Below are 24,430 nucleotides of genomic sequence, written 5' to 3'. Positions count from 1 at the left end.
ACGCAGCCACCCTATATATATTACTCATTAGAAGGCATGGATTTCGTGAAAATTTTCAGCATTTATACCAGAATTTATAAAAAATTCGTAATCCTGACTAGCTAATTGTATTTACAACGAAATCCCGCAGCACCTTTAACGTTTGTGGATTTATTTCATGCCCCATGTCAAATTCATGATATTCTGCCGCCACTCCTAGAGATTTTAAAGTGTCTCGTGCCTTTAAAGCAGCTTGCAGTGGAACAACTTCATCATATTTCCCGTGGCTGATTAAAGTTGGCGGAATATCTCTTTGACCTGCCGTTAGTGCATCAGGATGTAAATACCCGCTCATCACAACTAAGCCTGCTAGTGGCAATTTTGAGCCTACATCTAAAGTCATTGCTCCGCCTTGAGAAAATCCACTTAAAATAGTGCGTGACAAAGGTATGCCAGTGGTACTTTCTAAAGATTGCAAAAAATCTATTAGCAGTTTCCGACTTTCTACCAAGCCTTCATACATATTTTCCACCCGCAGGTCATACCATGCCCTCCCTATAGGGGAATAGGGATAAGGATAAGGTGCATTGGGTAATATAAACTGGTAATCAGGTAAGTTGAGCAAGGGTAGCAAAGATGCGACATCCTCAGCATTAGCTCCCCAACCATGCAAAGTAACAATTAACCCTGTGGCGGGTTGAGAAGTTCCGGGAGGAACGGTAATAAATTGTAAAGACAGAGGTTTACTCCTAAAATTCTACTTTTCTAATAGATCCTATCTCTTCAAGCAGACTTAGCATTTAGGGGCATTTGTTGCTTACCCAAAGAATGGCTATATGTCATGGTGCGAGTAGGAAAAATTTAAATTTTTTGTTTACCTTACACAAAAACCAATTTTTAATATTTTAGCGCCTATTGATGAATCTGAATCCCCAAAAACCATTCGCAGTAAGCATTTTTGATTTACAAATAACTCTAATTTAACCTTAGCCTTTGAAAATGATGTCGTACAGTGACAGCAGAATCTCCACCACAATCAGAATCACCACATACCACTCTACTCGTTGGCTACTGCTATGCTGCATGAACTCCAAGACTGTTTGTGCAGTTTGGGTAATTAGCTCTAGTTTGCGTTCCAAAGCAGTGTGACGCTCACGAATTTCGTATTCATCCTCCAAGCGCAGATATAAGTTTTCTAGCTGTGGGGATTCCCAGAGCAGCTCTGGCTTATCAATGATCTCAACTCTACCCACAATCTTATGTTGAACTAACAGCGCAGTCCCAAGTTGACGCAGTAATTCCCGACTCTGCCGTCTTTCCCTGTGTTCACGCTGGAGACTAGCTGCAAACGGTTCAATTTGATCGAATACAGTCGCTAGGCTAGTTTCATAATGAGACAGCACAACACTTTTAGCGAGGATATCAGCCACTATCTGCAAGCGTTCTACACTAAATTCATGCAGTGAAATTTTTCCTTCCTTAACTCTCTCACTCTCTGCAATGTTGAGATGAATTTCCACCTCTTCTGTCTCTGGTTCGGCAAAGGAGCCACTAATTTGAGAGGATAGTTTAGTCAAAAAGGCTACCTTTTCTACAGGCTTAAGGTTAAACAGGACAACTGCGCCATAGTCTAGCAGTACCGCACAGCCCTGTTCACCGACTGTAACCATTAATGGCATAGTCGCCAAGGAAACGTAATTTTCCAATGTCTGTAAGTTAATATCCTTACCAAGGAATAGGGCCTGCGCTCTAAATCTATCTGTATCGTTAAAAAGGAGTTTTTGCATTGTCGCCCTGTTTGCTTTTCTGTCTGCTGATCTTGGAGGTTAGCGATCGCAATTAATACCTATTATCGGAGATCGCTACAATCTCAGCTTACCAATAAAGCTATCTAGCACTGGCGAAGGTGCGTTTGTATTTCGGTTGAAATTGGTTACACGTTTGGGGAGAATCGGTTTATCAAGGCTAAAGAGGAGTGGGGAATGAAAGATATGAAGGGACAAGGAGAACAACCCACTCCCCACTAATTGTCTAAAGTGAAGTTTGAGCAAATCAAAGCCGTCGCTTCAAAAGCACTGCCAGGTGTTCATTGAAGGAGGCAGGAGGCAGGAGGCAGAAGGAGTAAATTAGTAGGGGATTCGACCCCTACTGATAGCGCCGGCGGCAAGCTAGTCTGCGTTCGCGCAGCGTCTAGTAGAGAGCGTCGGGCAGTTTTCCTCCTGCCTCCTGCCCTCTGCCTCCTGCCTTCCTTGATCAAAGCTATGCAAAGGAACCGACACTCACAGGTTCAGGAGCAGTATTTGTGGTGAACTGGTTTACTGGACGGGGTAAACCGAGATTTTCGCGCAGGGTACTGCCTTCATACTCAGTACGAAATATTCCTCGGCGTTGCAGTTCGGGAATTACTAAGTCTACGAATTCCTCCAAACCCCCAGGTAGCCACGGTGGCATAATGTTAAATCCATCAGCCCCACCATTGACGAACCAATCTTCTAACTGATCGGCAATGTGTTCTGGTGTTCCGAGAATCGTTCGATGTCCCCGCGCTCCTGCAATCCACAAATACAGTTGTCGGATTGTTAAGTTCTCTCTGCGGGCAAGATCGGTTATGAGCTGTAAGCGGCTTTTGCCACCGTTAGTATCTGGCAGATCCGGCAGCGGCCCATCTAGGGGATACTTGGACAAATCATGGCCACCCACTAGCCCAGAAAGTAGCCCTAATCCTACCAGGGGATGGATCAACTCCTGAAGTTGCTCATATTTATCCTTAGCTTCTTGCTCAGTCTTACCAATTACTGGGAATACCCCTGGCATGATTTTGAGATGGTCAGGGGAGCGTCCGTATTGAGCCAATCTCCCCTTGACGATGGCGTAGAAGGCTTGAGCTTCTGGCAATGTCTGTTGTGCAGTGAAAATCACCTCTGCTGTTTGGGCAGCTAAATCCTGTCCAGGCTCGGAAGATCCAGCTTGTACGATTACTGGATATCCCTGCGGTGGACGCGCCACATTGAGCGGGCCGCGCACCGAGAAATATTTACCCTTATGGTGAGGAATATGCAATTTTTCTGCATCGAAGTAAATACCTGACTCCTTATCGTGGAGAAAAGCATCGTCTTCCCAACTGTCCCAAAGTTTGGTGACAACATCCACAAATTCCCTCGCCCGTTCATAGCGCAGCGAGTGTTCTAGGTGGTTTTCTTGGCTGAAATTCTGCGCTGCGGCTTCAGCAGCAGAGGTTACAAGATTCCATCCGGCACGACCACCGCTGAGATAATCTAGCGAGGCAAACTTGCGGGCGAGATGATAAGGTTCATCATAAGTCGTTGATGATGTTGCCACCAATCCGATATTTTCTGTCACCGCAGACAGAGCCGACAATAAGGTTAAAGGTTCAAAGTGGACGCTGAATTGTCCCGAACGGCTAAAAGCCTCAGTCCCTTGCCCTCGATCCCAAACGGCTAAACCATCTGCGAGGAAAAGCATATCAAATTTTCCCCGTTCAGCTGTTTGTGCCAGCTGCTTGTAATGTTGGAAGTTTAGACCTCCATCAGCCGGCGTGTTGGGATGTCGCCATGCTGCAACGTGATGACCACTACCGGGTAAAAATGCTCCAAGTTTAAGTTGTTTTTTCGTACTCATGTTTCTATTTGCGACGGCGTACTCATGCTTTTTTCGTTCTCTTGTTTGGAACAAGAAAATCTTAGTTATTAGACTTAAACACTCCTGGGACAGCAAGCAATTCGGCTGCTGAAAAACCGAGGGCATTGGGCAACATCCCATGCCCAATGCCCCATGCCCAAGTATTACGCAGTCACCGCCTCACGTCGGTTGTACTCAGAAGCGTCTCCTTTGATGGCCTCACTTTGTTTCCCATCGATACCAACGGGGAGGTCGCCGACAATTGTGACTCGTTGAACGTGGCGGGGCTGGTCGCCGTAATCTGCGATCGCATAATGTTGAGTAGCCCGATTGTCCCAAAAGGCTACGTCACCAACTTGCCAACGCCACCGAACTGTATTCTCAGGACGTGTGATATATGCTTGCAACAGCCGCAGAATATCATCTGATTCAGTTGTTGATAAGCCACGGAACTGGCGCACAAATCCGCCGATGAATAGCCCACGCTCCCCAGATTCTGGATGGACGCGTACAACTGGGTGCAGAGTCTCGTATACAGTCGAGGTGAAGACAGCTCGGTAAGCCTTGGCATATTCAGGAAGGTCAAATGCAGTAGCATAATCGTATTTGTTGCTATGTACTGCCCAAAGTTGGTCTGCAAGATTACGCAGATGGATAGGTAAATCTTGATATGCAGTTACGGAGTTTGCCCAAATTGTATCGCCTCCAGTTGGCGGAATGTCAAGCGCTCGTAAAATAGAGCCAAGAGGAGGACGGTCTACAAATGTTACATCTGTATGCCAGCTATTGGCGCGGGAAGTAGTGCGCCCATAATTCAGGTCTAAGACTTCAGGATTTTCTGGCAGCGATGGTACGGTAGGGTGGGCTGTAGTGACTTCACCAAAACGACGAGCGAAAGCAACCTGTCCATCAGCATCAAGTTGTTGCTGATCGCGGAAAAAGATCACTTTGTGTTTGACAAGAGTCTTACGAATATCACTGATGATATCGTCGCTAAGATTAGAACTCAGATTAACGCCAATAATTTCAGCACCGATACGTCCTGCAACTGGTTTGATATCAAAGTATTGAGAACCCATGATTTTTATCTCCAATAAATTTATGTTTGGGACTAGCCTTTTCAAGTTGGGTGAAAATTTGCCTACAAGAAACTCCTCTTTAACCTCTTAACTCTGTGTTCTCTGTGCCTCTGTGGTTAAAGAAAAGATTTTTTAACCGCAGAGACGCAGAGAGCGCAGAGAGAAAAAACAGCTTTTACAAGTCATCTTGAAAGGGCCAATGTTTTTACTCAGAGGTTGTTTGAAAAGTGTTTCGCTGTGATTTTAGGCACTTTAGATCCCCCCTAACCCCCCTTAAAAAAGGAGGAACCGGAATCAAAGTCCCCCCTTTTGAAGGGGGATTTAGGGGGATCTAAAATTTTTGATACCGACAAGAGGACTTTTCAAATATCCTCTTAGGTCGTCAGCAGTCATTCAATTTTGGATTGAAGGAAAAATCTGCTGATTTCTAATTCTTTTCATCTGCTAAATACCAGGAGTAGAACCGCCATCAACGATAATCTCTGTACCTGTAATCGATGCAGCTAGATCCGACACCAAAAATAGCGCCAGCGCGGCAATTTCTTCTGGTTGGGCGATTCTTTTTAAAGGAATACTTTGGATGTTTTGTGCCTTCACTTGCTCGACGGTAATGCCTTGCGCTTGGGCGTTTTGTAGAGCTAAAGTCTCGGCACGCTCAGTAGCTGTAGCACCAGGCGATATGGCATTAATGCGAATCTTGTACTCGGCTAGCTCTTTAGAAATGCCCTTTGTGAAGTTCAACAAAGCAGCATTGCTTGTACCACCAGCTAGGAAGTTAGGGCGAGGTGTACGTCCTGCACCGCCAACTATATTGACAATCCGTCCATCACCGCGACTTTTTTGATGGGGGACAACGGCTCTAACCAAGCGGATATAGCCCAATAATTTTAAGTTCCAAGCATCCAAAAATAAATCATCAGTGGATTCGAGGAAAGACCCAGCACGGGCTGAACCTGCATTGTTAATCAAGATATCAATCTGATTAAATTGGGCTAATGTTGTGGAGACAACTTTTTCAACATCCTCTGCTTTAGTCAGATCGGCGCTGATGGCAATAACTTTAGCACCAGAAGTTGGTAGGGACTGGATGGCAGCTACTGCATTTTCTAGTCTTTCTTGATTGCGGGCTGCGATCGCAACATTTACACCTTCACTATAAAGTGCTTTGGCGGTAGCTAATCCAATTCCTGCACTTCCTCCTGTAACAATAGCGGTTTTACCTAATAGTTTTAGTTCTAAACTCATAGAAATTTACCCTCACAAATGTAACTAATTTATTTACGAACCAATAATATTGCCGATTGAGAACCTGTATTGTGGATATCCAAGATGGCTTGGCTTTCCTCAGATGTACAACCCAGAAGTATCTTGATTTCTGTATCTCGCTTTTCCAAATCAACACTACAAATCACAGCAGTTACTGTTTGAATAGGCAAACTACCTATCCAAACATCAATATCATTTCCATCTCCAGATTGAGTATCTTGTAAGTATCCATAATCTAGTGGATAAACAAAAGATGGATAACTGGATGTGATGTCCCTTTTTGGCGATCTATCTCGATCTGACTAGCAGCTACAAGCCGATCTAATTTGAACCAGAAATCAGCATAATTCGTAATTATCACCCCACTGATAAATCTGCTTGATTGCAGCAAGAAAGAAAATTAGTCTCTATCCATAAATGAGTACATAAAAATAGAATTAATTACGAATTATTCGGTAATACTTCAGTTGGAAATGTGCAACACAGCCTTACCAGGAAAACGCCTGTCGAGTAGTTGTTGGGCTACATCAGCTATTTGTGTCCAAGAAGCTTCTAAATCAATGTGAGGATGCAACTGACCGACTTCTACTAGACTCAAAAGCCGTTTTAGACCGACTGCGGCTGATTCAAATCTCAATTCATCGAACAGACGTAAACCATACAGGCTCACGCTACCAGTCCCGAAAAATTGGGCAGCGTTGAATGTCACTTCTGCTCCCCCAGATACTCCATACAGCACAGTTTTTCCATCTTGCGCTAGTAAGCCAAGGGCTACCCCCAAAGTCTTACCACCCACTGACTCTATAATTAGATGATAGGGGCCATACTCACTAGCAGGTGAAAGGTCTTCGCCAATCACTACCGATTGTGCCCCTGCTTCTCTAACCAAAGTTTCATATCCAGCTTGACGAATATGTGCTGTTACTTGCGCCCCTGATAGTTGCGCCAATTGGATAGCAAAGTAACCAACGCCTCCTGATGCGCCTGTAACCAGAACTGGACGACCTAACAGTGAACCACCTTTTAGTACTGCATGATACGCGGTTAAACCCGCTACAGGCAGGGTGGCAGCTTGAGCAAAAGATACCGATGGCGTCAGTTCTGCTAAGGCGTTAGTAGGAACAGATACAAGTTCCGCCCAAGCACCAGCGCGGCGTAAGCCAACTACACGCGCTCCTTGGGGAGGCCCAGACTCATCAGCCGCAGGGATTTCCACTACACCTGCCAAGTCCCAACCAGGCTGCCAACCAGCCTCAGCAGTGGTTGAACGTTTTATTTCTCCCCGATTGAGAGAAATCGCCGCCACCCTGACTAGAGCTTCATCTGGGGCAGGCTTTGGTGCATTCACTTCACTCAGTGCCAAACGCCCCGGCACATTGGGGTCAACAATCACAGCACGTATTTTGCTCATAAGGTTGCCCTGGCTTAGAGATTAATTTCTAGTTTGTTGGTTCGCAATGTACTGTCTGCAATAGATAAACTCGATAGATTAGTTATTTCTTCTTAATTCCAAATCCCTGTAACTAGATTAACGAAATTTTACAAACTACGGCAACACAATAGGTTTACAGTATTTTTAGAACGTAAGAAGAAAATTATCACAGACAGCCAGAATAATCAAGCACCTTGCAAAAAGATTTGTTGCATCAATGCTTACATCTATTGCTGTGTTGTAAGCTAGTCGCTGTAAATCTCCGCCTCCTACATGGCTGTATGACTAGCTGCTCTCCAAGTGTCTCTAGATTTCGCTAGGTAGGATGAGGAAATTCTAAATTCAAAACTTTTATATCTTTGACCCGATGAAACTCAAGCGTTATTTCTGGATAACTATTTTAACCATTACTGCACTATTATTTGCTATTTTACCCGCTAGAACTCAGCAATATACGTCATCAAATACCCTATTTCAAACATCAACAATTAGCGCTCTTGCAGTGGGAATTTTTGACGGCAATACTAATTTTAAGCAGTTGAGAAAACACGGTAATTTTGGTTTGGGGACAGTAAATGCTCTGGATGGAGAAATGGTTGGATTAGATGGCAAATTTTACCAGATAAAAGCTGATGGGGTTGCTTCTGTTATTCCTGATTCGATGACAAGCCCTTTTGCTACAGTCACCTTTTTTCAACCAGAAACATTAATTAATCTAGAAGGGCGGATGAATTATAAACAATTGCAGCAATCTTTAGATCGGCGCTTACCAACTAAAAATTATCCTTATGCTATTCGTATCCAAGGTAATTTTCCTTATGTGAAATTTAGAATTCCTCCTAAACAAACTCCGCCTTATCGTTCTTTAGCTGAAGCATTAAAAGGACAATCAATTTTTGAATTAAGGAATATCAATGGAACTTTAGTCGGTTTTCGGACACCCGAATATATGCAAGGAGTAAATGTTAATGGCTATCACTTTCATTTCATCGCTGCAAATCACACAACTGGAGGGCATATTTTAGATGGACAATTCCAAAATGCTAAAATAGAAATTGATCCTCTATTAAACGTTGAGATAAATTTGCCTAAGACTGCTGAATTTGTCCAAGCTGATTTGGAAGATGGCAAACCAGCTGAAGTCAACAGATTTGAACCTAAGTAAATATTTTTGAATAAAAGCTATGTCACTACCAGAAACTATTGTCAAAGAAACGGATTCCCGCCCACCTGTGGCGATTGGGCATGTAAGATTATATGTGAGTAATGTACCGGAGGCTAGCGATTTTTTCGTCAAGATAGGACTGCGGCTGATTACCCAATCAGAACAATTAGCTGTTTTGGAATTACGGGGAGGAACGCACTTAGTTCTGAGAACAAGTTCAGAGGCGATCGCACCTGGAATGAATTCACCTTTTGATCTGATGGTAGATGATGTTGTCGCCACCAGAGATACTTTTAAAAAGTGGGGACTGACTGTTTCTGAAATCGAAACAGGCAGAATCCACAGTTCATTTACCTTAACTGGGCCGGATGGCTATTTATTGACGCTGACTTCTTCACATACAGGCGGTAGAGAAGTTTAACACCAGGTTTGCACAACATGACCCTTCAACTGTTGTCCTAACCAAGGTGTATTTTGTGAAAGTGTATAAAGACTTTTTCGTTCAACATTCCAGATTTTCTGGGGGTCAAATAAAGTAAGTTCTGCTGGTTGATGAGGTACGATTGCACTAACTTCTTGCCCCAAACATTTTGCTGGACGGATACTTAATGCCCGCCATAATTCTAAAGCTGTAAATTCCTCAGTTTCAACGAGATATTGCCACAGCAAAGGTAATGCTAATTCTAAACCAATCGCTCCTGGAGGGGCTTCGGCAAAGGCTTGGACTTTTTCTTCGTAGCTGTAGGGTGTGTGATCGATAGCGATCGCATCGATCGCACCCGCACGTACCCCTGCACGTAACGCCGCAACATCACGCGGATTTCCTAAAGGCGGGTCTAAATGCAAGCTAGTGTGATAACTCTTAACTGCTTTTGTATCAAGTAAAAGGTGCATCCAGGTGGTGCTGGCGGTGATGGGTAAACCAGCAGCCTTGGCTGAGGCGATTAATTCCACGCTGCGAGATGTGGAGACGCGCATGATATGGACTGGTGTACCGATGGCTGCAACCAATTCAAGCATTGCTGCGATCGCAGTAGTTTCTGCGCTGGCGGGTATTGGGGGTAAACCGAAACGGAGTGCATCTGGCCCTTCTCTCATTACACCATTTGCAGTTAACTGGCGATCGCTAGGCCAAAATGCGACTGGTTTGCCCAAAGGCTGGAGATACTCTAACACTCGCCGCACCAGCGCCAAATTTTCAAAGGGCTTACCATCGCTAAAACCAACAACTCCAGCAGACGCTAAATCTGCTAATTCTGTCATTTGGTTTCCAGCAACATCTAGGGTGATAGCACCCCAGATATGAAGCAGGGGAGCAGGGGAGCAGGGGAGCAAGGGAGACAAATTCTCTTCTACCCCTCTGCCCCTCTGCCCCTCTGCCCTCTTCTGCTGCAACTGTGCCACAAGTGCAGGGTTATCAATAGCTGGGGATGTATCGGGTAAGATGCTAACTCTGGTAAAGCCGCCAGCAGTAGCAGCTTGTAAAAAAGACAACAGGGTTTCCCGTTCTTCAAATCCTGGTTCACCGGAGTGGCTGTACAAATCCACTAACCCAGGACCGAGAACTAATCCCTGACAATCTCTAATTTGAGTATTGGGATGAATATCAGCAATGTGCGAAGCTACTTCTTTGATATGACCATCAGCAATCAGCACATCAAAGATTTCGTCGATTTCAGAAACTGGGTCAATTACCCGTACTTTTTGCAGCAGTTCAGTCATAAAATTTTTTAGTTAAGAGTTAAGAATAAAGTTAGGAGTTAGGAGTTAGAAGAGACGTGATTAATCGCGTCTGTAGAGGAGTTAGAAATTATCAGTTATTTGTTCCTTGCTCATCATTTTTAACTTTATTCATCACTCATATTTTTCACTCCTAACTTTATTCCTTAACTCTTGTACAGACGCGATTAATCGCGTCTGTACTCCTCACTTTTTTACAATGCTCCTGCTGCTGTTTTATCTAGTACGCCTCCACCAAAGTGAGCGGTGATGTTCATCGCTTGCAATACTGGTAAACCACCGATTCCAGAAGGGTAGTCGATAACGCTGACTGCGCCATTACCCTGGCGGAAATTCCAGAAATTTTCTAGCGATAAACCCAGAATGTGACAAAGTAGAGTTTTATTTGTAGCGTCATGAGCTACTACTAATACAGTTTTGAATTGATTGGTTAATGCTGCTTCCACAATTGATTGCCAAGCTGCAACGCTGCGTTCCCAAACCTCTTGTAAATTTTCCCCTTCAGGCATTTGCACTTGGGCGGGTACTAAGCGCCAGCGCTGCAACTCTCCGGGAAACTCTTGTTCTATTTCTGTTTCTAATTTTCCTTCCCAGAGTCCGTGGCTGATTTCTCTTAAACCATCTTGCAAGTCTAACTTTACATTAGGATGCTGTTTTAAGATAATTTCGGCTGTTTCTTTAGGGCGTAGCATTGTGCTACTTACTGCAAAATCAATCGCTACCTCTTGAAGAAATTCGCCTGCTTTTTGCGACTGTTGTCTACCGTTGTCGTTGAGGGGGACATCAATTTGTCCTTGAAACCGGGTTTGGCGATTCCACTCGGTTTCGCCGTGACGCACTAACAACAACCTGACTCCTTGATGATCTGGTCGCAATGAGGGTAAAGTTTCTCCTGTATGTTGGGTCTGATTTAAAGATTCTAGCTGGACTGGTTCGCCCAATCCTCCAGCAAAATTAAGTACGCTGATGCCACAGTTAGACTGCTGTATGGAATGGTAGCGACTTGCAGGGATTCCCAAGGCTGTGCTAATTAGGGCGCGATTAATGCCGTTATGTCCCACTATGAGAATAGTTTCGCCTTGATGCTGAGACAAAGTTTCTTGCCAAAACTGCCGCGCTTGTTCGTATAAAGCAAGAACAGGAAAATGTTCTCTTGTTCCCTGTGCATCATTTAGCAGCATCCGCAGTTCGTCTGGGCGTTGATGCCAAGTGCGATAGTCTTCGGCAAATTTTTGCTTAACTTCAGCAGTTAGCAGTGCTTCCCATAAAGGAAGGTCGATTTCTAGTAGCAAATCAGAAACTTGAATTACAGCAGATTGTTCAGAATGAGTAGCTAACTCACTATGGATAATATCTGCTGTGTGTTTTGCTCGTTGCAGGGGACTGCTGTAAATAGCATTAAATAAAATATTGCTGAGGGCTTTGCCAGCAATACTTGCATCGTTACGACCTTTCTCGGTTAATGTTGACGCATCAGTGCGTCCCTGAATACGCCGCTCGGTGTTATAACCACTTTGACCGTGGCGTACAATGATGACACGAGTCATCTCAAAGCCCTCCTGTATCTAGACGATTAATTTTACTGCAAAATGATTGCAGAATTACCGACTCAGGAAAGCGGATTTAGTTAAAAGGGTGGTTAGGAATCGCAACTATACAGACAAAACCCACCTCTGTGGGTTTCAAACCCTCAATTATTTCCTTAATCAGCCACGCCAGTAGGGTGTGTTATGCCGTAGGCTAACGCACAGTGGATTGTTAATGGTGCGTTGCGCTATGCAACAACACACCCTACATGAAAGCGCCAACTTTATACCTGATTATTCTCTCCCTAAATCTAACTGTACTTGCAATCCATCGTTGTCATTGCCAGACTGAGCGGGTGTTAAGAAAACAGAAGTATCTGGCTGTGATAATGTCTCGTTAAAGTGGATTTTGACTGGAGTCTTGTCTCTTCTATTATTGTTAGAGATTGTTGCTGGATTAGTTTGCTCAAAAAACTTTCCAAAGTCATCTTGGGCTGTTCTATTATCAATTCCGACTAGAGAATCACCTGTTAATCTATATTTTCCTGGATTTAAGCTTGATGCTGGTGACTGGGCGTACACCTGGCTTTCTAAGCTTGCAAAAGCTGCGGTAATTCCCAACAAAGCAATAATTTTAGCGTTCATTTTTTTGTCCAAATTATCTTTAATATTGCTTGTCTTTATTCTCTGGGCAAATTATTTTAATTAACTCTATCGTTAGGTTCTACTACAATAATTGTATTGCGGATATACTTGGGTCGTCAATTATTTCTGTTCGATGTTGATAGTAATACATTTTAAGTTAAGTAAGTTGGCGTAAATAATTGTCGTTGGGATAAGGCAATAGGCAATAAGGCAATAGGCAATAAGGCAAGAGGTAATAGGCTAGTTCATTTTTATTTACAAGTTATGATTTTATTGTGCAAACTTACTTAATTGTTCAGGAGGTGTATTAAGTGTGTGGTTCTGGTCAGAAGATTCAGGTGAATATGAGATATTTAAGCAATACGAACGAGCATTAGTAGCCATTGGGGTAAATTTTTCCCTTGATGGAGTCCAAACTGCCCTTGAAGGCTGCACTTATGGGCTAGAAGATGCTTTGAGAAGAACAATTGAATACATACTGTGGTTACAAGAACAGGAAAGAGAGGTTTTTCCAAACGCTATTTTAATTCGAGCTTTGCAGGAGCAATGGAAACCTGTGGCATGGCGTGATGAATACATGGAACTACCACTATTGCAATCGGCAGGTCAAAGGTGGTGGAATGCCGCAGTTTCCAAATGGGGATATGATGTGCGTAATCGTCTAGTTGCTGATGTTTTTTATGACAACGGGCAAGAATTTATTCAATTCACCAACGGCAAAGAAATATTAGTAGAGACTGCTTGGCATTGGGAGTGGGAACGATTGCTGGAATATGCTCTTTAGTTGAAGTGCGATGTCTACGACGGGCTGCGCCTACGCAATTTCTTTCAAGCAGCTAACTTTCACTAATTAACTGTAACAAGGCTTCCGTTGATATCTTGCCACTCATCTCGGTACCTTCCAACAGGCTATCTGCCAAATCTCGTTTGTGGTGATGTAATTCCACAATTTTTTCTTCGATAGTATCCTTTGCTACTAAGCGATAAATTGTCACCGGGCGTTGTTGCCCAATCCGATGAGCGCGGTCTGAGGCTTGGTCTTCCACTGCGGGATTCCACCAAGGATCTGTATGAATCACATAATCAGCCGCAGTTAAATTAAGTCCTGTCCCCCCTGCTTTGAGACTAATCAGAAATACATCCCCTGAACCAGCTTGGAACGCATCGACCCGTTTTTTGCGCTCTGCCACTGAAGTACTGCCATCTAGATATTGATAATTAATACCTTGTTGTTCGAGGTAATCGCGGATGATATGCAAATGGTCAACAAACTGACTAAACACTAACGCTTTATGACGATTTTCCAGCAGTTCACCTAGCACCTCACCAAAAAGTTGCAACTTAGAACTAGGTAATTCAGTACCAGGCATCACTAAACTAGGATTACAGCAAGCGCGACGCAGTTTCATAATCTCAGCTAAAACCTGCAAATGTTTCTTTCCTGCTTCTGCATCACTTTCGGTCAGTTTAGATATTGCTTGACGGCGCAATGCTTCATAGAATGCCTTTTCCTCTTGACTTAACTCTACATGAAGGAGAATTTCGGTACGAGATGGCAACTCTTCTAACACCTGATTTTTTGTCCGCCGCAATAGAAATGGTTGAATAAGTTTTTTGAGTTTATTACGTGCAAGTTTATCTTGATATTTTTCAATGGGGGTAGCAAAGCGTTGATTGAAGCTTTCAAAAGAACCCAATAACCCAGGATTAATAAAACGGAACAAATTCCACAACTCACCCAGGTGATTCTCAATCGGAGTTCCAGTAGTCAGCAACTTAAAATTAGATTTTAGGTTCATGGCTGCCTGAGAACGTTTAGTGGTCATATTTTTAATTGCTTGGGCTTCATCTAGCACAATAGTTTGCCACTGTATCTGAGAAAGCATTTGCGCTACTTCTTCCTGCTGTAATAAACCATAGCTGCATACCAACATATCCAACGGTTGTAAACCATCCAATAATTTTTGGCGGTTAGCACCAGAAAATTGAATAATATTGAGAGTTGGAGCAAACTTCTGCGCTTCACTCACCCAATTCATACATACAGAAGTAGGGGCAATAATTAGGGTTGGTCCTTCATGGGCATTTCTGAGAATGACCGCCAATGCTTGCAAGGTCTTACCGAGTCCCATTTGGTCTGCCAAACAAGCACCCACACCCCAATGTGCTAGCCGCGCCAGCCAACAAAAACCTTCCATCTGGTAGTCACGTAGTTCTGCTTGAAGGGTAGATGGCAGTTCCGGCTGGAGGTTTTTCACCTCATGGAGACGCTGGATATGTGTTTTCCAGTGTTTATCTGCTTTTACTTTACCTACCTCATCGACAAAATCTTCTAACCCTAATGTTGCCAAGGGGTGAAAACGAATACCTTTACTGTGTTTTTCCGAAAACATCCGCAATTCGTCGAGGCGTTTCCGAAAAGCTTGAGTTAAAGCCAAAAATTGACCATCACCAAGAGGAATAAAACGGCTGGGGGTTTTCTCCAATAGTTCTAGTAGTTGCTGCATATCTAGCACTAGGTCGTTATTCAATTTCAACTCCCCAGTGGCTGCAAACCAGTCTTGCTGACGTTGAATTGATAAATTAAAGTCTTTCAAGTCGGCATTATGGCTAACACGCAGTTTTTCTCCTTGTGGCCATTCTATGACTACGTTATTTCCTAGTTCTTGCAGTTCTAGCAGCAGTTCTAAACAGTCTTCTAGATGTTCTATTATCCATTCACCATCTTGTTCTTCAGTTCGAGTCAAGGTAGCGCAGGCGGCTACAGCGTCTTTGGCAAGTTGCTTTTCTTCAGACAGATTTCGTCTGGTTTGGAGACGTTTACCGTCAATCTCGGCAATTACAGTTTCACCACCTGCACCAGGACGGTAGTAGGGGCCACCTTGGGCAAAGGGACGTGACAAAAGGCTGATTTTCAAGCCGGCATTGGCAGGTAAAAGATGAATATGGGGTAGAGTCTGGGCGGGTACTTTTTCTGCACCTTCTGAACCGCCACCAATGTCAGAATGTACGGTAACGATTCCAGAAACGGCATTTATGGCTGCTAAAACTTGTTTCTCTGCGATCGCAGGCACATTTAATTTATTATCTATACCAATAATCTCTGCAATGCGTCTGTGTTCGGCAGTAATTTCAATGACTTTGATGCGGGTTGGGGTTTCTTTGATATGCAGAATATTCTGTGATTCTGGTAATTTGGGAGAAAATTCCAAAGTGAGACGGCCAAGTTTTTCTTTTTTAACCAGTAGTTCTGGTTCTCCCTTGACAATTTCTACACGGATAGTAAGTGTATCTTCCCAAAAAACCAACGGGTGTCCAATTAAAGCAGAGATGGCTTTTTCACCGAAGGTATAATCCACTTTGCCGTAATAGCCATCGCTATATGCCTCAATACAACTACATACCCGCATATCTTGGGGGGTGATGTAATCAAACTCAGATAATGCACTACTTAGACGCTTGAGGGCTATGGGGCGACCTTTACTCCATTCTCCTTTTGCATTAACTTTTTGTTCTCGTGGTTGTAAGACACATCTGCTGGGATAGAAGGTTATGAACCATGCTAAACGCAGTTCGGATTCTGGTTTTCCTGGTGTTTGTGGTTCTTTTTGAAGATTTGCTAGGGCATTAAGGCACATTTCCCAAGCTTCTTGGGGTCGAATTAAGTCTACGATGGTTTGGATATTGCTATCTTCTCGCAGTGCCTCTGCAAGTTGTTTATAGTTACTACTTGGTTTGAGTCGGGATAGGAGTTCTGCGGTTTCCATTGCCAACCAGTGATAACCGGAAGCGAGCGATCGCCGATACAATGGCTCTAGTAAATTAAGTAAGCGTTTTTTAGCACTCTCAGCATCCATCCAGTAAAGGCATAGCGAACAAAACAAGGTTTGTAAGCTATTTTCTTCTTCCACGGAAGAAATATGACCACTGACTACAAATTGTTTTTGAGTAATATCGCCTTGGTGGACTTGCAATACCATTTTCAGTCTGCCATAAGTGAACCTGAGCCAATGATCTGATTGACGGGACATCAAACTGGTATATTCTTCTGCTTCGCGGAGGCTTTGCGCTGAACCATCTTTTAAAAGTGCGAGGATAAAAAATAAGCCCCCAATTGTATTGAAATATATTTGGCGTTTGCCTGTAGCCTTTTTGATGGCTTTCAGGGCATCTTTATAATATTTGATGGCTTGTTCATTATCACCCCGCAGAAAACTTAACCAACCCCAAAAAATCGCAGCGTTATTTTGATATTCATTTGATATCCGCCCCAGACTTTCTTGTGCTTCTTGAGTACAACCCTGTAACAACAGTTGTTCTGTCAAAATCAGATGTAGATAATCTGAGCAATGTTTTCCAGGCGTAGAACATTCTTCTTCCAGCAACATCAACGCATCTTCAGAAGCAGATAATTTTAAGGCTGAATTGAAGAGGATACTGGATATACCACTTTCATATAATCCTTGTGGAAGGGTGTTAAACCAATCTGCATCAAATGGATTATTGTATATCTGCTCAAAGATATCTTCTATTACTATTTTTTCTTCGCTATCACTGTACTTCTGATAAGCTTCAATTTGCTGATTAATAAAACTAAGGTCTTGGCGATAAATACCAATGCGGATTTCTCTGATACACTGGCGTAAGTTGTAGAATATTCGAGAATCTCTGTTCCAGTGAGTACGTATTGGTAGCTTCTCCTCTACTGCTGTGACGAGGGTTTCAAACTGTCCGGTTTGTACAGCATGGCGAGTAGCAATTTCTGTGAGTAACGGATGACATTCAGCACCTTGCCTGCTTTCCTGTATTAACAAGCCTGCTTTTAACAATTTATCAATTTGGGAACTGAGGGTTTTAGTAACCCAAGGTTTATTGTTTTCATCTAAAGCGTCAATTTTACTAAGACAACTTACAAATGAATTTTTGTCTATCGGTGCATAAATTACCGAAAATAACTGGATAATTTTTTGTATGGAAGGATGTAATTTGAAGTATTTATCCGCAAGTTGTATTTGTAATTTTGTGGTATCAGTTGCTAAATTAATCATACTATTGGTCTGTTAAGTGAAGTTTGAAGGGTAAAGGAACGAACCACAGAGGCGCAGAGGGCACAGAGTCAGAGAAAAAAGAGATGTTTAAGAAGTGTCTCACCCGTCAAAGTTAGCTTGACAGACTACTATTTATTCAGTTCTTTAAATAATTCCATTAATTTACGTTTACGTCCATGAGCCGCTTCTAGTTGTGAGCGATAAGCAGACCATTCAGCTTTTTGTCCTAGTTGAAGATACGCAGTTTTTACTTTTTTGAGCCAATTAACCGCAGCGTCATAACGGTCAGCTTTTCCTTGTTCCATTATTGGTTCTGCCCGTCTGCGAGCGTTATCAATTACCCACTTTGGACGATGGGAAACTGCTGCATCCATGACTCGATGAACTAGTTCTGAAGCATAGTAACTATCTCTTTCTACTGTTTTAATTGCATCATCAATTAATCCTTCATGGAGGAAAATATCAACTTGAGCTTCTTTTATTCCCCAATCTGGCTGATCTCGTAGTGTTTGCAGTAAATCTTGTTTGACCGTCAACCAAGTTTCTCCTGCATAGTCTTGAATCTTACCATAGTCTCGAAACGATGGTCTGATTTTAAAAGCAATGATACTGGCAGTTAAGGCAGTAGCATTATCTTCTAATCCTTGGGCTAAATCACTTGTCCAACTAGCAAATTCATATAAACAGTTACCTGTTAAATTGATACCAGCTTGGCATATTTCTAACGCTTCAACCAAATACCCATCTTCCCGCAATATTTTTGCTAAGGCAAAACCCTCTTCTGCTTTTTCCATCAGGATTTTAGCCGCAGACATGGCTTCTTCTACTCTTCCCAAAGCTGCTAATTGCGTCAGGTATTGCAGAGTCATTTCTTCTGCTAAAGCTAGATTTAAATACTCTGTATAACGATTTTGACGTTCAAGAATTTGCAAGCGAATCAATGCTAAATCATCAGCAAAGCTTGGTCGTTCATTTTCCCAAAGTTCTGCGGTATCATCTCCTTGCATAATTTGTTGCAGTGGTTCATAATCCCAACCTTGACGCAATGCTTCTAAACTCATACTAAAGTCTGCACTGATTTCGTCTTGCCATGATTCCAACATCAACTGCAAATCTAGTATTTCTCCTGTAGACATTTCTGCACACAAAATTGCTTCTGTCCAGGCGCTGTCAAGAGGTTCTGCGATGGAATAACTGTCTCCACCGTAATCTAGCAACTCGTCCCATTCTTGGGCATAAGTTTCGGTAATAGTTTCGAGAATTGCGATCGCATTATTCCCATCTCCATTTTCTGCTAACTCTCGCACTTTCTCAATTACAGCCAGTAAATCATCTGTAAATGGGTCTTCTTCTGAACCATACTCTAATTCTTTCAATCCATCCCGCAAAATCCGCTTGACATGAGAGCGAAAAGGTGATGTGTCAATTTTGCTTTGACGGGTAGAAGACTGTTTAGTTTTTGGTTTTGGCAAGTCTATCAAACTTACAAACTCATCAATATCATCAATTATTTCTGGTCTATTTTCCACCAGTTCTTGCAGTAATCGCTGAGTTTGAAGAAGATCGAGGCGATTTAATAATTGTTCTAGTGTTGGACGTTCTTCAATGATCTCTGATTGACGCGAACAGCTTAATAAGGTAGCAACGATATGTTTGCACCAACCATCATAATCATAAGGACAGGTACAACAAGCTGAGGTAATTCCACCTGCATCAAAACGAATACTGACTTGATATGGTGTAATTTCGCTACCCTCTATCTCTGCCTGAATCAGATTACCTCGTTTTTTGAGCTCGGCGATCGCACCCCTGCGGTAATATTCTTCACCACGACTGTAGGATGAAGCGTTGGAGTTATGACGGATTATTGCTTCAGAAATTCCTGGAATCGACATAGCACCCAAGTATTTTATTTTTAGCTTACGTTTAAACTGCCTTTATTTTCTCTTGTGTCTGCATCTCACTTAAATCCCAAGCTGTCCTAGTAAGGACTATTTTGATTTTGTGCTGCAAAGTATTTCTCACTCCAATAGCATAGCCACACCTGCAACCTTGCGGAATCTGCTGTTTTTTACACATTGAAAGGGCTAGTTCTAAAAAAATCAGAGGCAAAATTTGTTCTTAGTCTGTGACAAAATAACAGGAATCAGCATCACCTAATCACAGTGTATATCAAAGATATGAGTCAAACACAGCAAATTATTTCCACAGTGCGCCCTTGCAAAATCGACAGCGCTACAGCAAGAGACCCAGTGGATTTAGTAGTCGTAATTGATACTAGCCCTTCAATGAAAGATCAAGCTTTCAACCTTAGCAATGCTGCCGCCGCCGCTATATAATACCGCCTCTTCTAGTTGTCCTTGCAATTTGAGAGTGATTTGGTTTGGCATCGAAGGTACTTGGAAGGGGACAAATTTTAATCGGACAGTACGGGATTATCTCCTGACAGAGTGCCAAGTTTCTAAGGGAGACTACGAGCTAGAAAGCGGGGATAATTACCTGATGCGGGAGCGCAGGAAGATGCGGCTCGAACTGTAGAAGATATCTCAATTTATTTTGATTGGCGACCAGGCGCAGCACGAGCAATTTTTGATTTAGGAGATGAAGCTCTTGAAGCTGGAGGAGATAAAACTGAAGAAAAAGATATTATCGCTGCCAATAAAGCGATCGCAAAAGCTCAACAAGCAACAGTAAAGGTTCATACTTATTTTGGGACGACTAAGAGCAAATTTAAAGATACTTTGCAGCAAGAATACGCCAGATTAGCTAAAGAAACAGGCGGACAAGCTTTTAGCGATCGCGATTCTCTTAGTGGTTTTATAGAGGTTCTTCAAAAGGTAATTTGCAATAGCCGAACCGAAATCTTTGTAGAGACGTTGCAATGCAACGTCTCTACAAAGATTCATATATCTAAGGGACTTCCAAGAAATAAATTATCCAAATAAACATAGACGCATTAGCGTTGGCGTTCGCGGAGCGTGTCGCAGACAAGCCTCTCGTAGAGAAGCGGTAGCGACAAAGGAGCGTCAGCGGCTTGCCGCAGGCTACCACAGAGACACAGAGAACACAGAGAGAGGAGAAATAGAGAGAGTTTTTTCATCAGTTTTAGGACATTTTTTTATTTGGAAGTCCCTAATCATCAACAAACCCATGCGTTTCATCAACAAAATCGTTCTGTTCATCAACAAACTCATGCGTTTCATCAACAAACTCATGCGTTTCATCAACAAACCCATGCGTTTCATCAACAAAATCGTTCTGTTCATCAACAAACTCATGCGTTTCATCAACAAAACCATAATTTTTGTGAGAAACACTGGTATTTATATTATATTAGACACCAAGCTGTGAGGATTTTACTGAACTAAAACACCGCTTTAGTAAGGCAAACTAGCTCTAAAGCAATAAAAAGGATACATTTATGCCTGCTCAAAAACGTACATACCGCGTTTTAGAAAAAGCTGAATTAAGAGTGGCTGGACTTAAAGCAATTGATCCCAGCATGGATTTTGGGGATGCTCGCAACTTGCAAAACATGACACAACTAATTGAGCAGTACCGTAGCAAAATAGATGCTTATAATACTGCTCTAGCCGTGATTAACTCTTCTAGAACTGAGATGGAAGAATTGGACAAAGCTTTAAGTGACATAACTGAGAAAATGCTGATTGGAGTTGCTTTTAAATACGGCAAAGATAGCCGTGAATATGAAATGGCAAGTGCTGTTCGTAAAAGCGATCGCATCCGTAAAAGCAGAGCAACACGCTTAAGGACGACTCCAAAAGAATTAGCTAGTGAAAATGCTAAAACTGCATATCTTAATGGACTGAATGGAGCGATCGCAGAATAAATCCATTCTCGTACAAAGTATGGAAACGAGTAAATAGTTAATTTTAACTCTCCACCCCCTACTCTCCAACCTTTTTCCACGGTAGTTTGACTGTAAATCGACTACCTTTGCCTAACTGACTTTCAGCGTGGACAGTACCACCATGCAACTCGACGATTTTTTGTACCATCACCAATCCTAAACCCGTACCTGCGGAACGACGGGTAGAGGCATTTTCAACTTGGATAAAAGGTTGAAATAATCGGAAAAGGTCATCGGAAAGCATACCAATACCTGTATCTACCACGCTAAAAAAGATATATTCATTTGTGGAATTTGGCTGAACTTCAATCCAAACTTTGCCTCCGTCGTGAGTAAACTTGATAGCGTTGCTCAACAGGTTGATAAATACCTGGCGGATGCGGCGCTCATCAACTTGGATGGGTTCGAGTTCTTCAGGGATTTGTACACTCAGTTGGATATTTTTCTGTAACGCTAAATTTTTGACGAAACTGAGACTAGAATCACATAATTCTGGAATAAAAGTAGCCGCTAGTTGCAGTTCTATCTTGCTGGATTCAATATCTGTAAGCTCAAGGATTTGGTTAATCAATTCTAGTAAGTTCTTACCGCTCGATTCGAGGGTATTTAGAAACTGGCGCTGTTCTTCGGTTACAGTACCGTACACTTCATTTTGGAGTGCTTCTGCAATTTCAAGAATGGAGCTTAAGGGAGTCCTCAATTCATGACTCATATTTACCAAAAAGGTTTTTTTGGCACGATTTGCAACTTCAGCAGCTTCTTTCGCCTCACGCAGAGCGGATTCTGCACTTTTGCGATCGCAGACTTCTAAAGTCAGAGCAACAAATTCAGCTATTGAGCTAACGAAGTTTTGCTCGCTCACTTCCCATGTCCGAGGAATATCAATCTGTTCAGACAATATTGTTCCCACGACTTCGCCCCCAACCCAAATGGAGGTATTAATTAGGGATACAATATTCTTTGTTTCTAGCAATTCATCCCATAATTCTTGTATCCGTAGATCGGTGCGAGTATCGGTGACAGCGATGATGCGGGCAGATGTCAGGGATTTAAAGTAGATGGGATAATCTGCGCGATCGCGTTCTAAACCTGCCGAATGTTTTTGATTGCTACGTTCATAGAGACTTATACATTGTAGCTTAGTGCGTTGGCGCAGCCTGCCGTCAGCATCACTATTAAATAACCACACACTTACTCGTTCTACTTCTAAAGCATTTGCGGCTTTCTCGGTAATAACTTTGAATGCTGTTTCCAGATTTCCTTCTGAAATTGTTCTATGATTTGCCAGTTCTGCCAACGCCCGATTATGCTTTTCTAGCTTTTGCTCACTGTTAATACTTTTTTGAATCTCTTGCTGTAATTCTTGAGTTCGCTGTTTAACTTGCAATTCTAACTCTTCATTTTTAGTAATCTGTGCAGTAAAGGTTTTACGTAAATGCTGCATCATCTCGTTGAAAGATTCACCCAGTATTTCTACTTCTTTAATGCCTGGTACAATCACCACTGAGTCTTCTCCTTTGGTGAAATCAGCTAAATCTTTTGTCGCTGTGCTGAAGTACAAAATTGGCTGAGTTATCCAACGGGCGGTGATAATTCCTAGTAAAGTAGCTAATCCCAACGCTCCCAGACAGAGAAAAATTGTAGTTTGAGTGTTGCGATCGATTTGCCCCATAAAATCTGCTTCTGGGACAGCTACTACAATCAACCAGTTGACATTTGGTTCGCCCTGTAACGGTCTAATTTCTAAAAATTGTCGTTTGCCGTCAAAAGAGAAATCTAGTTGCTGTAAACTCTGAATTTGGTCAAAGTTACTAAATTTAGTTTCTAAATATTTAGCGCTGGCTTGAGTAAAAGCATTCCCGCTTTGGGAAGCTGCCAACCTAATCGGTTTACCATTTTGGAGGCGGAATGGTTCTTCGGTTGTGGAACTTGCCACTAATAGCCCCGATCGCTCGATAATAAAAACTTGTCCAGACTTGCCAACTTTAATATTTTGCAGCAAATCCCCAATTTGTGATACATGAGTTAGGGTGCTGTTGACACCGAGTAACTCACCTTGGGAGTTATATATAGGTTGAGAAGCACTAATTAGCAGCGTTGGTTTGGTGATGGGTGTAAAAATTTGACTAAAGCTGAATTTTTTAGCGGTAACTGCTGCTTGATAGTTAGGACGCGATCGCGCATCATAGTTTTTGATTACCTCTGGTAGCTGGGTACGTTGACCTTGACGGTCAATTTTGTAGGTGTAGAGGTCGTAACCAGTTGACTTATCGGCTTTTCTGAGTAAATATTGGCGATCGTTGAGCTTTTCCACCGCTAAATGTTCTTGCTGTTCATTGCTTGCCGTTAAAGCGACAGCATCAGGAAAAATCTCTAACTGCTTGATTAAGTATGACTCCCAAGTTGCCAAATTTTCCATCTTCAGCAACCCAATGTCAATGATATTTTGATTACCGCGCAGTACTTGACGCGGGGTTGAAAGGTAAGCCTGTAAATTTTGCTCTACTCGATTAGCGACTTCATAACGCAATTCGCTAGCTACCTCATTGACAGCCTTTTGCCCATTGCGGATTGATAAGTATGCAGTCAAACCCACAGCTAGGAAGATTTGCAGCACAAACAACGCTACGAGAATGCGACGTAGAGGTACACCTTTAAATAGGGGAAAAACACCATTTTGACCAATATTTTTGTTCATAAGCCCACTCTCCCTTCCTGTCCTAATAGTAGTGAGTACAACACCTCGACTTCTCTGGTCTGCGGGCTTATACATAGTTTGTACTCGGTCGGATCAAGTGCCAATATACCACTTTTGGCAAAAGAACAAAACTTTAACCTGTGATTTTACATGCAATGTGAATTTCATCGAATTAACATTTTCAGCCTAGCTGAGAGGTTGTTTGAAAAGTGCCTAGCTGTAATTTTAGAGACCAAAACACTTGTAGAGACGGCGATTTATCGCGTCTTGAAAACCCAAAATTTTTGCCAGTAGCCCTTAACTAAACCGTATTGGAGCATTACCCAGATTTTTATAGATAAA

20 protein-coding genes are annotated in these 24,430 nt (G+C 42.5%); 7 read left to right on the top strand and 13 right to left on the bottom strand.

The window, feature by feature from the left end; all coding sequences use genetic code 11:
• Positions 1-97: 97 nt before the first annotated feature.
• The 7 genes from NPUN_RS30650 to NPUN_RS30620 all read right to left on the bottom strand — a co-directional run bounded on the left by NPUN_RS30650 (position 98) and on the right by NPUN_RS30620 (position 7,374).
• Complete coding sequence (locus tag NPUN_RS30650) at positions 98-703, bottom strand: alpha/beta hydrolase (protein ID WP_419788447.1); 606 nt, start codon at positions 701-703, stop codon at positions 98-100.
• Positions 704-965: 262 nt separating this feature from the next.
• Positions 966-1,766, bottom strand: coding sequence for an RMD1 family protein (locus tag NPUN_RS30645; RefSeq protein WP_012412285.1), 801 nt, complete (start codon positions 1,764-1,766; stop codon positions 966-968).
• A 472-nt stretch (positions 1,767-2,238) separates the two neighbouring features.
• Complete coding sequence (locus NPUN_RS30640; RefSeq protein WP_041565726.1) at positions 2,239-3,618, bottom strand: LLM class flavin-dependent oxidoreductase; 1,380 nt, start codon at positions 3,616-3,618, stop codon at positions 2,239-2,241.
• A 164-nt stretch (positions 3,619-3,782) separates the two neighbouring features.
• Entirely contained in the window at positions 3,783-4,697 is a 915-nt protein-coding gene (locus tag NPUN_RS30635; RefSeq protein WP_012412283.1) for a TauD/TfdA dioxygenase family protein, read from the bottom strand.
• A 444-nt stretch (positions 4,698-5,141) separates the two neighbouring features.
• On the bottom strand, positions 5,142-5,942 hold the full coding sequence (locus tag NPUN_RS30630) for an SDR family oxidoreductase (RefSeq protein WP_012412282.1): 801 nt from the start codon (positions 5,940-5,942) through the stop codon (positions 5,142-5,144).
• A 29-nt stretch (positions 5,943-5,971) separates the two neighbouring features.
• On the bottom strand, positions 5,972-6,133 hold the full coding sequence (locus NPUN_RS43740; RefSeq protein WP_234711006.1) for a hypothetical protein: 162 nt from the start codon (positions 6,131-6,133) through the stop codon (positions 5,972-5,974).
• A 293-nt stretch (positions 6,134-6,426) separates the two neighbouring features.
• Positions 6,427-7,374: a zinc-binding dehydrogenase gene (locus tag NPUN_RS30620; protein WP_012412281.1), complete on the bottom strand. Its 948-nt coding sequence runs from the start codon at positions 7,372-7,374 to the stop codon at positions 6,427-6,429.
• 388 nt (positions 7,375-7,762) lie between these two features.
• Here NPUN_RS30620 and budA point away from each other — a divergent pair, with 388 nt between their 5' ends.
• The gene (budA, locus tag NPUN_RS30615; protein ID WP_012412280.1) at positions 7,763-8,560 is read left to right on the top strand and encodes an acetolactate decarboxylase; all 798 of its coding nucleotides are present in this window, start codon (positions 7,763-7,765) and stop codon (positions 8,558-8,560) included.
• A gap of 19 nt (positions 8,561-8,579) precedes the next feature.
• Positions 8,580-8,981, top strand: coding sequence for a VOC family protein (locus NPUN_RS30610; protein WP_012412279.1), 402 nt, complete (start codon positions 8,580-8,582; stop codon positions 8,979-8,981).
• Here the strand turns inward: NPUN_RS30610 and NPUN_RS30605 are convergent.
• The 3 genes from NPUN_RS30605 to NPUN_RS30595 all read right to left on the bottom strand — a co-directional run bounded on the left by NPUN_RS30605 (position 8,978) and on the right by NPUN_RS30595 (position 12,471).
• On the bottom strand, positions 8,978-10,282 hold the full coding sequence (locus NPUN_RS30605; protein ID WP_012412278.1) for a dihydroorotase: 1,305 nt from the start codon (positions 10,280-10,282) through the stop codon (positions 8,978-8,980). The two genes, NPUN_RS30610 and NPUN_RS30605, sit on opposite strands and share 4 nt — an antisense overlap.
• 212 nt (positions 10,283-10,494) lie before the next feature.
• The gene (locus NPUN_RS30600) at positions 10,495-11,847 is read right to left on the bottom strand and encodes a histidine phosphatase family protein (protein ID WP_012412277.1); all 1,353 of its coding nucleotides are present in this window, start codon (positions 11,845-11,847) and stop codon (positions 10,495-10,497) included.
• A 273-nt stretch (positions 11,848-12,120) separates the two neighbouring features.
• Positions 12,121-12,471 (bottom strand): hypothetical protein, encoded by a 351-nt coding sequence (locus NPUN_RS30595; RefSeq protein ID WP_012412276.1) that lies wholly within the window; start codon positions 12,469-12,471, stop codon positions 12,121-12,123.
• Between the two features lie 313 nt (positions 12,472-12,784).
• Here NPUN_RS30595 and NPUN_RS30590 point away from each other — a divergent pair, with 313 nt between their 5' ends.
• Entirely contained in the window at positions 12,785-13,255 is a 471-nt protein-coding gene (locus NPUN_RS30590) for a hypothetical protein (protein ID WP_012412275.1), read from the top strand.
• 52 nt (positions 13,256-13,307) lie between these two features.
• Here the strand turns inward: NPUN_RS30590 and NPUN_RS30585 are convergent, their stop codons facing one another.
• Both NPUN_RS30585 and NPUN_RS30580 read right to left on the bottom strand, forming a co-directional pair.
• Entirely contained in the window at positions 13,308-17,519 is a 4,212-nt protein-coding gene (locus tag NPUN_RS30585) for a DEAD/DEAH box helicase (RefSeq protein WP_012412274.1), read from the bottom strand.
• A gap of 128 nt (positions 17,520-17,647) precedes the next feature.
• Positions 17,648-19,414 (bottom strand): SWIM zinc finger family protein, encoded by a 1,767-nt coding sequence (locus tag NPUN_RS30580; protein ID WP_012412273.1) that lies wholly within the window; start codon positions 19,412-19,414, stop codon positions 17,648-17,650.
• A gap of 285 nt (positions 19,415-19,699) precedes the next feature.
• On the opposite strand from NPUN_RS30580, the gene NPUN_RS42235 reads away from it, so the two are divergent.
• The 4 genes from NPUN_RS42235 (at position 19,700) to NPUN_RS30565 (ending at position 21,369) form a co-directional block, all read left to right on the top strand.
• Positions 19,700-19,858 (top strand): hypothetical protein, encoded by a 159-nt coding sequence (locus tag NPUN_RS42235; RefSeq protein WP_167315680.1) that lies wholly within the window; start codon positions 19,700-19,702, stop codon positions 19,856-19,858.
• Positions 19,859-20,260: 402 nt separating this feature from the next.
• On the top strand, positions 20,261-20,464 hold the full coding sequence (locus NPUN_RS41120) for a hypothetical protein (RefSeq protein ID WP_148220378.1): 204 nt from the start codon (positions 20,261-20,263) through the stop codon (positions 20,462-20,464).
• Positions 20,465-20,641: 177 nt separating this feature from the next.
• The gene (locus tag NPUN_RS30570) at positions 20,642-20,887 is read left to right on the top strand and encodes a hypothetical protein (RefSeq protein WP_148220377.1); all 246 of its coding nucleotides are present in this window, start codon (positions 20,642-20,644) and stop codon (positions 20,885-20,887) included.
• A gap of 53 nt (positions 20,888-20,940) precedes the next feature.
• Complete coding sequence (locus tag NPUN_RS30565) at positions 20,941-21,369, top strand: methyl-accepting chemotaxis protein (protein ID WP_012412272.1); 429 nt, start codon at positions 20,941-20,943, stop codon at positions 21,367-21,369.
• Positions 21,370-21,427: 58 nt separating this feature from the next.
• Here NPUN_RS30565 and NPUN_RS37960 read toward each other — a convergent pair whose 3' ends face one another.
• Positions 21,428-24,088: an ATP-binding protein gene (locus NPUN_RS37960; RefSeq protein WP_012412271.1), complete on the bottom strand. Its 2,661-nt coding sequence runs from the start codon at positions 24,086-24,088 to the stop codon at positions 21,428-21,430.
• Positions 24,089-24,430 lie beyond the last annotated feature (342 nt).

This window comes from Nostoc punctiforme PCC 73102 (assembly GCF_000020025.1).
Lineage (GTDB): Bacteria > Cyanobacteriota > Cyanobacteriia > Cyanobacteriales > Nostocaceae > Nostoc > Nostoc punctiforme.
Note: the sequence above shows the minus strand (reverse complement) of the source record. Positions and strands in the feature narration are given on the sequence as shown.

Bases quoted from the DNA above. Each gene is read 5' to 3' on its own strand.
- NPUN_RS30645 (WP_012412285.1), bottom strand. From the start codon at position 1,766: ATGCAAAAACTCCTTTTTAACGATACAGATAGATTTAGAGCGCAGGCC.
- NPUN_RS30640 (WP_041565726.1), bottom strand. From the start codon at position 3,618: ATGAGTACGAAAAAACAACTTAAACTTGGAGCATTTTTACCCGGTAGT.
- NPUN_RS30635 (WP_012412283.1), bottom strand. From the start codon at position 4,697: ATGGGTTCTCAATACTTTGATATCAAACCAGTTGCAGGACGTATCGGT.
- NPUN_RS30630 (WP_012412282.1), bottom strand. From the start codon at position 5,942: ATGAGTTTAGAACTAAAACTATTAGGTAAAACCGCTATTGTTACAGGA.
- NPUN_RS30620 (WP_012412281.1), bottom strand. From the start codon at position 7,374: ATGAGCAAAATACGTGCTGTGATTGTTGACCCCAATGTGCCGGGGCGT.
- budA (WP_012412280.1), top strand. From the start codon at position 7,763: ATGAAACTCAAGCGTTATTTCTGGATAACTATTTTAACCATTACTGCA.
- NPUN_RS30610 (WP_012412279.1), top strand. From the start codon at position 8,580: ATGTCACTACCAGAAACTATTGTCAAAGAAACGGATTCCCGCCCACCT.
- NPUN_RS30605 (WP_012412278.1), bottom strand. From the start codon at position 10,282: ATGACTGAACTGCTGCAAAAAGTACGGGTAATTGACCCAGTTTCTGAA.
- NPUN_RS30600 (WP_012412277.1), bottom strand. From the start codon at position 11,847: ATGACTCGTGTCATCATTGTACGCCACGGTCAAAGTGGTTATAACACC.
- NPUN_RS30595 (WP_012412276.1), bottom strand. From the start codon at position 12,471: ATGAACGCTAAAATTATTGCTTTGTTGGGAATTACCGCAGCTTTTGCA.
- NPUN_RS30585 (WP_012412274.1), bottom strand. From the start codon at position 17,519: ATGATTAATTTAGCAACTGATACCACAAAATTACAAATACAACTTGCG.
- NPUN_RS30580 (WP_012412273.1), bottom strand. From the start codon at position 19,414: ATGTCGATTCCAGGAATTTCTGAAGCAATAATCCGTCATAACTCCAAC.
- NPUN_RS42235 (WP_167315680.1), top strand. From the start codon at position 19,700: ATGAGTCAAACACAGCAAATTATTTCCACAGTGCGCCCTTGCAAAATC.
- NPUN_RS30565 (WP_012412272.1), top strand. From the start codon at position 20,941: ATGCCTGCTCAAAAACGTACATACCGCGTTTTAGAAAAAGCTGAATTA.
- NPUN_RS37960 (WP_012412271.1), bottom strand. From the start codon at position 24,088: ATGAACAAAAATATTGGTCAAAATGGTGTTTTTCCCCTATTTAAAGGT.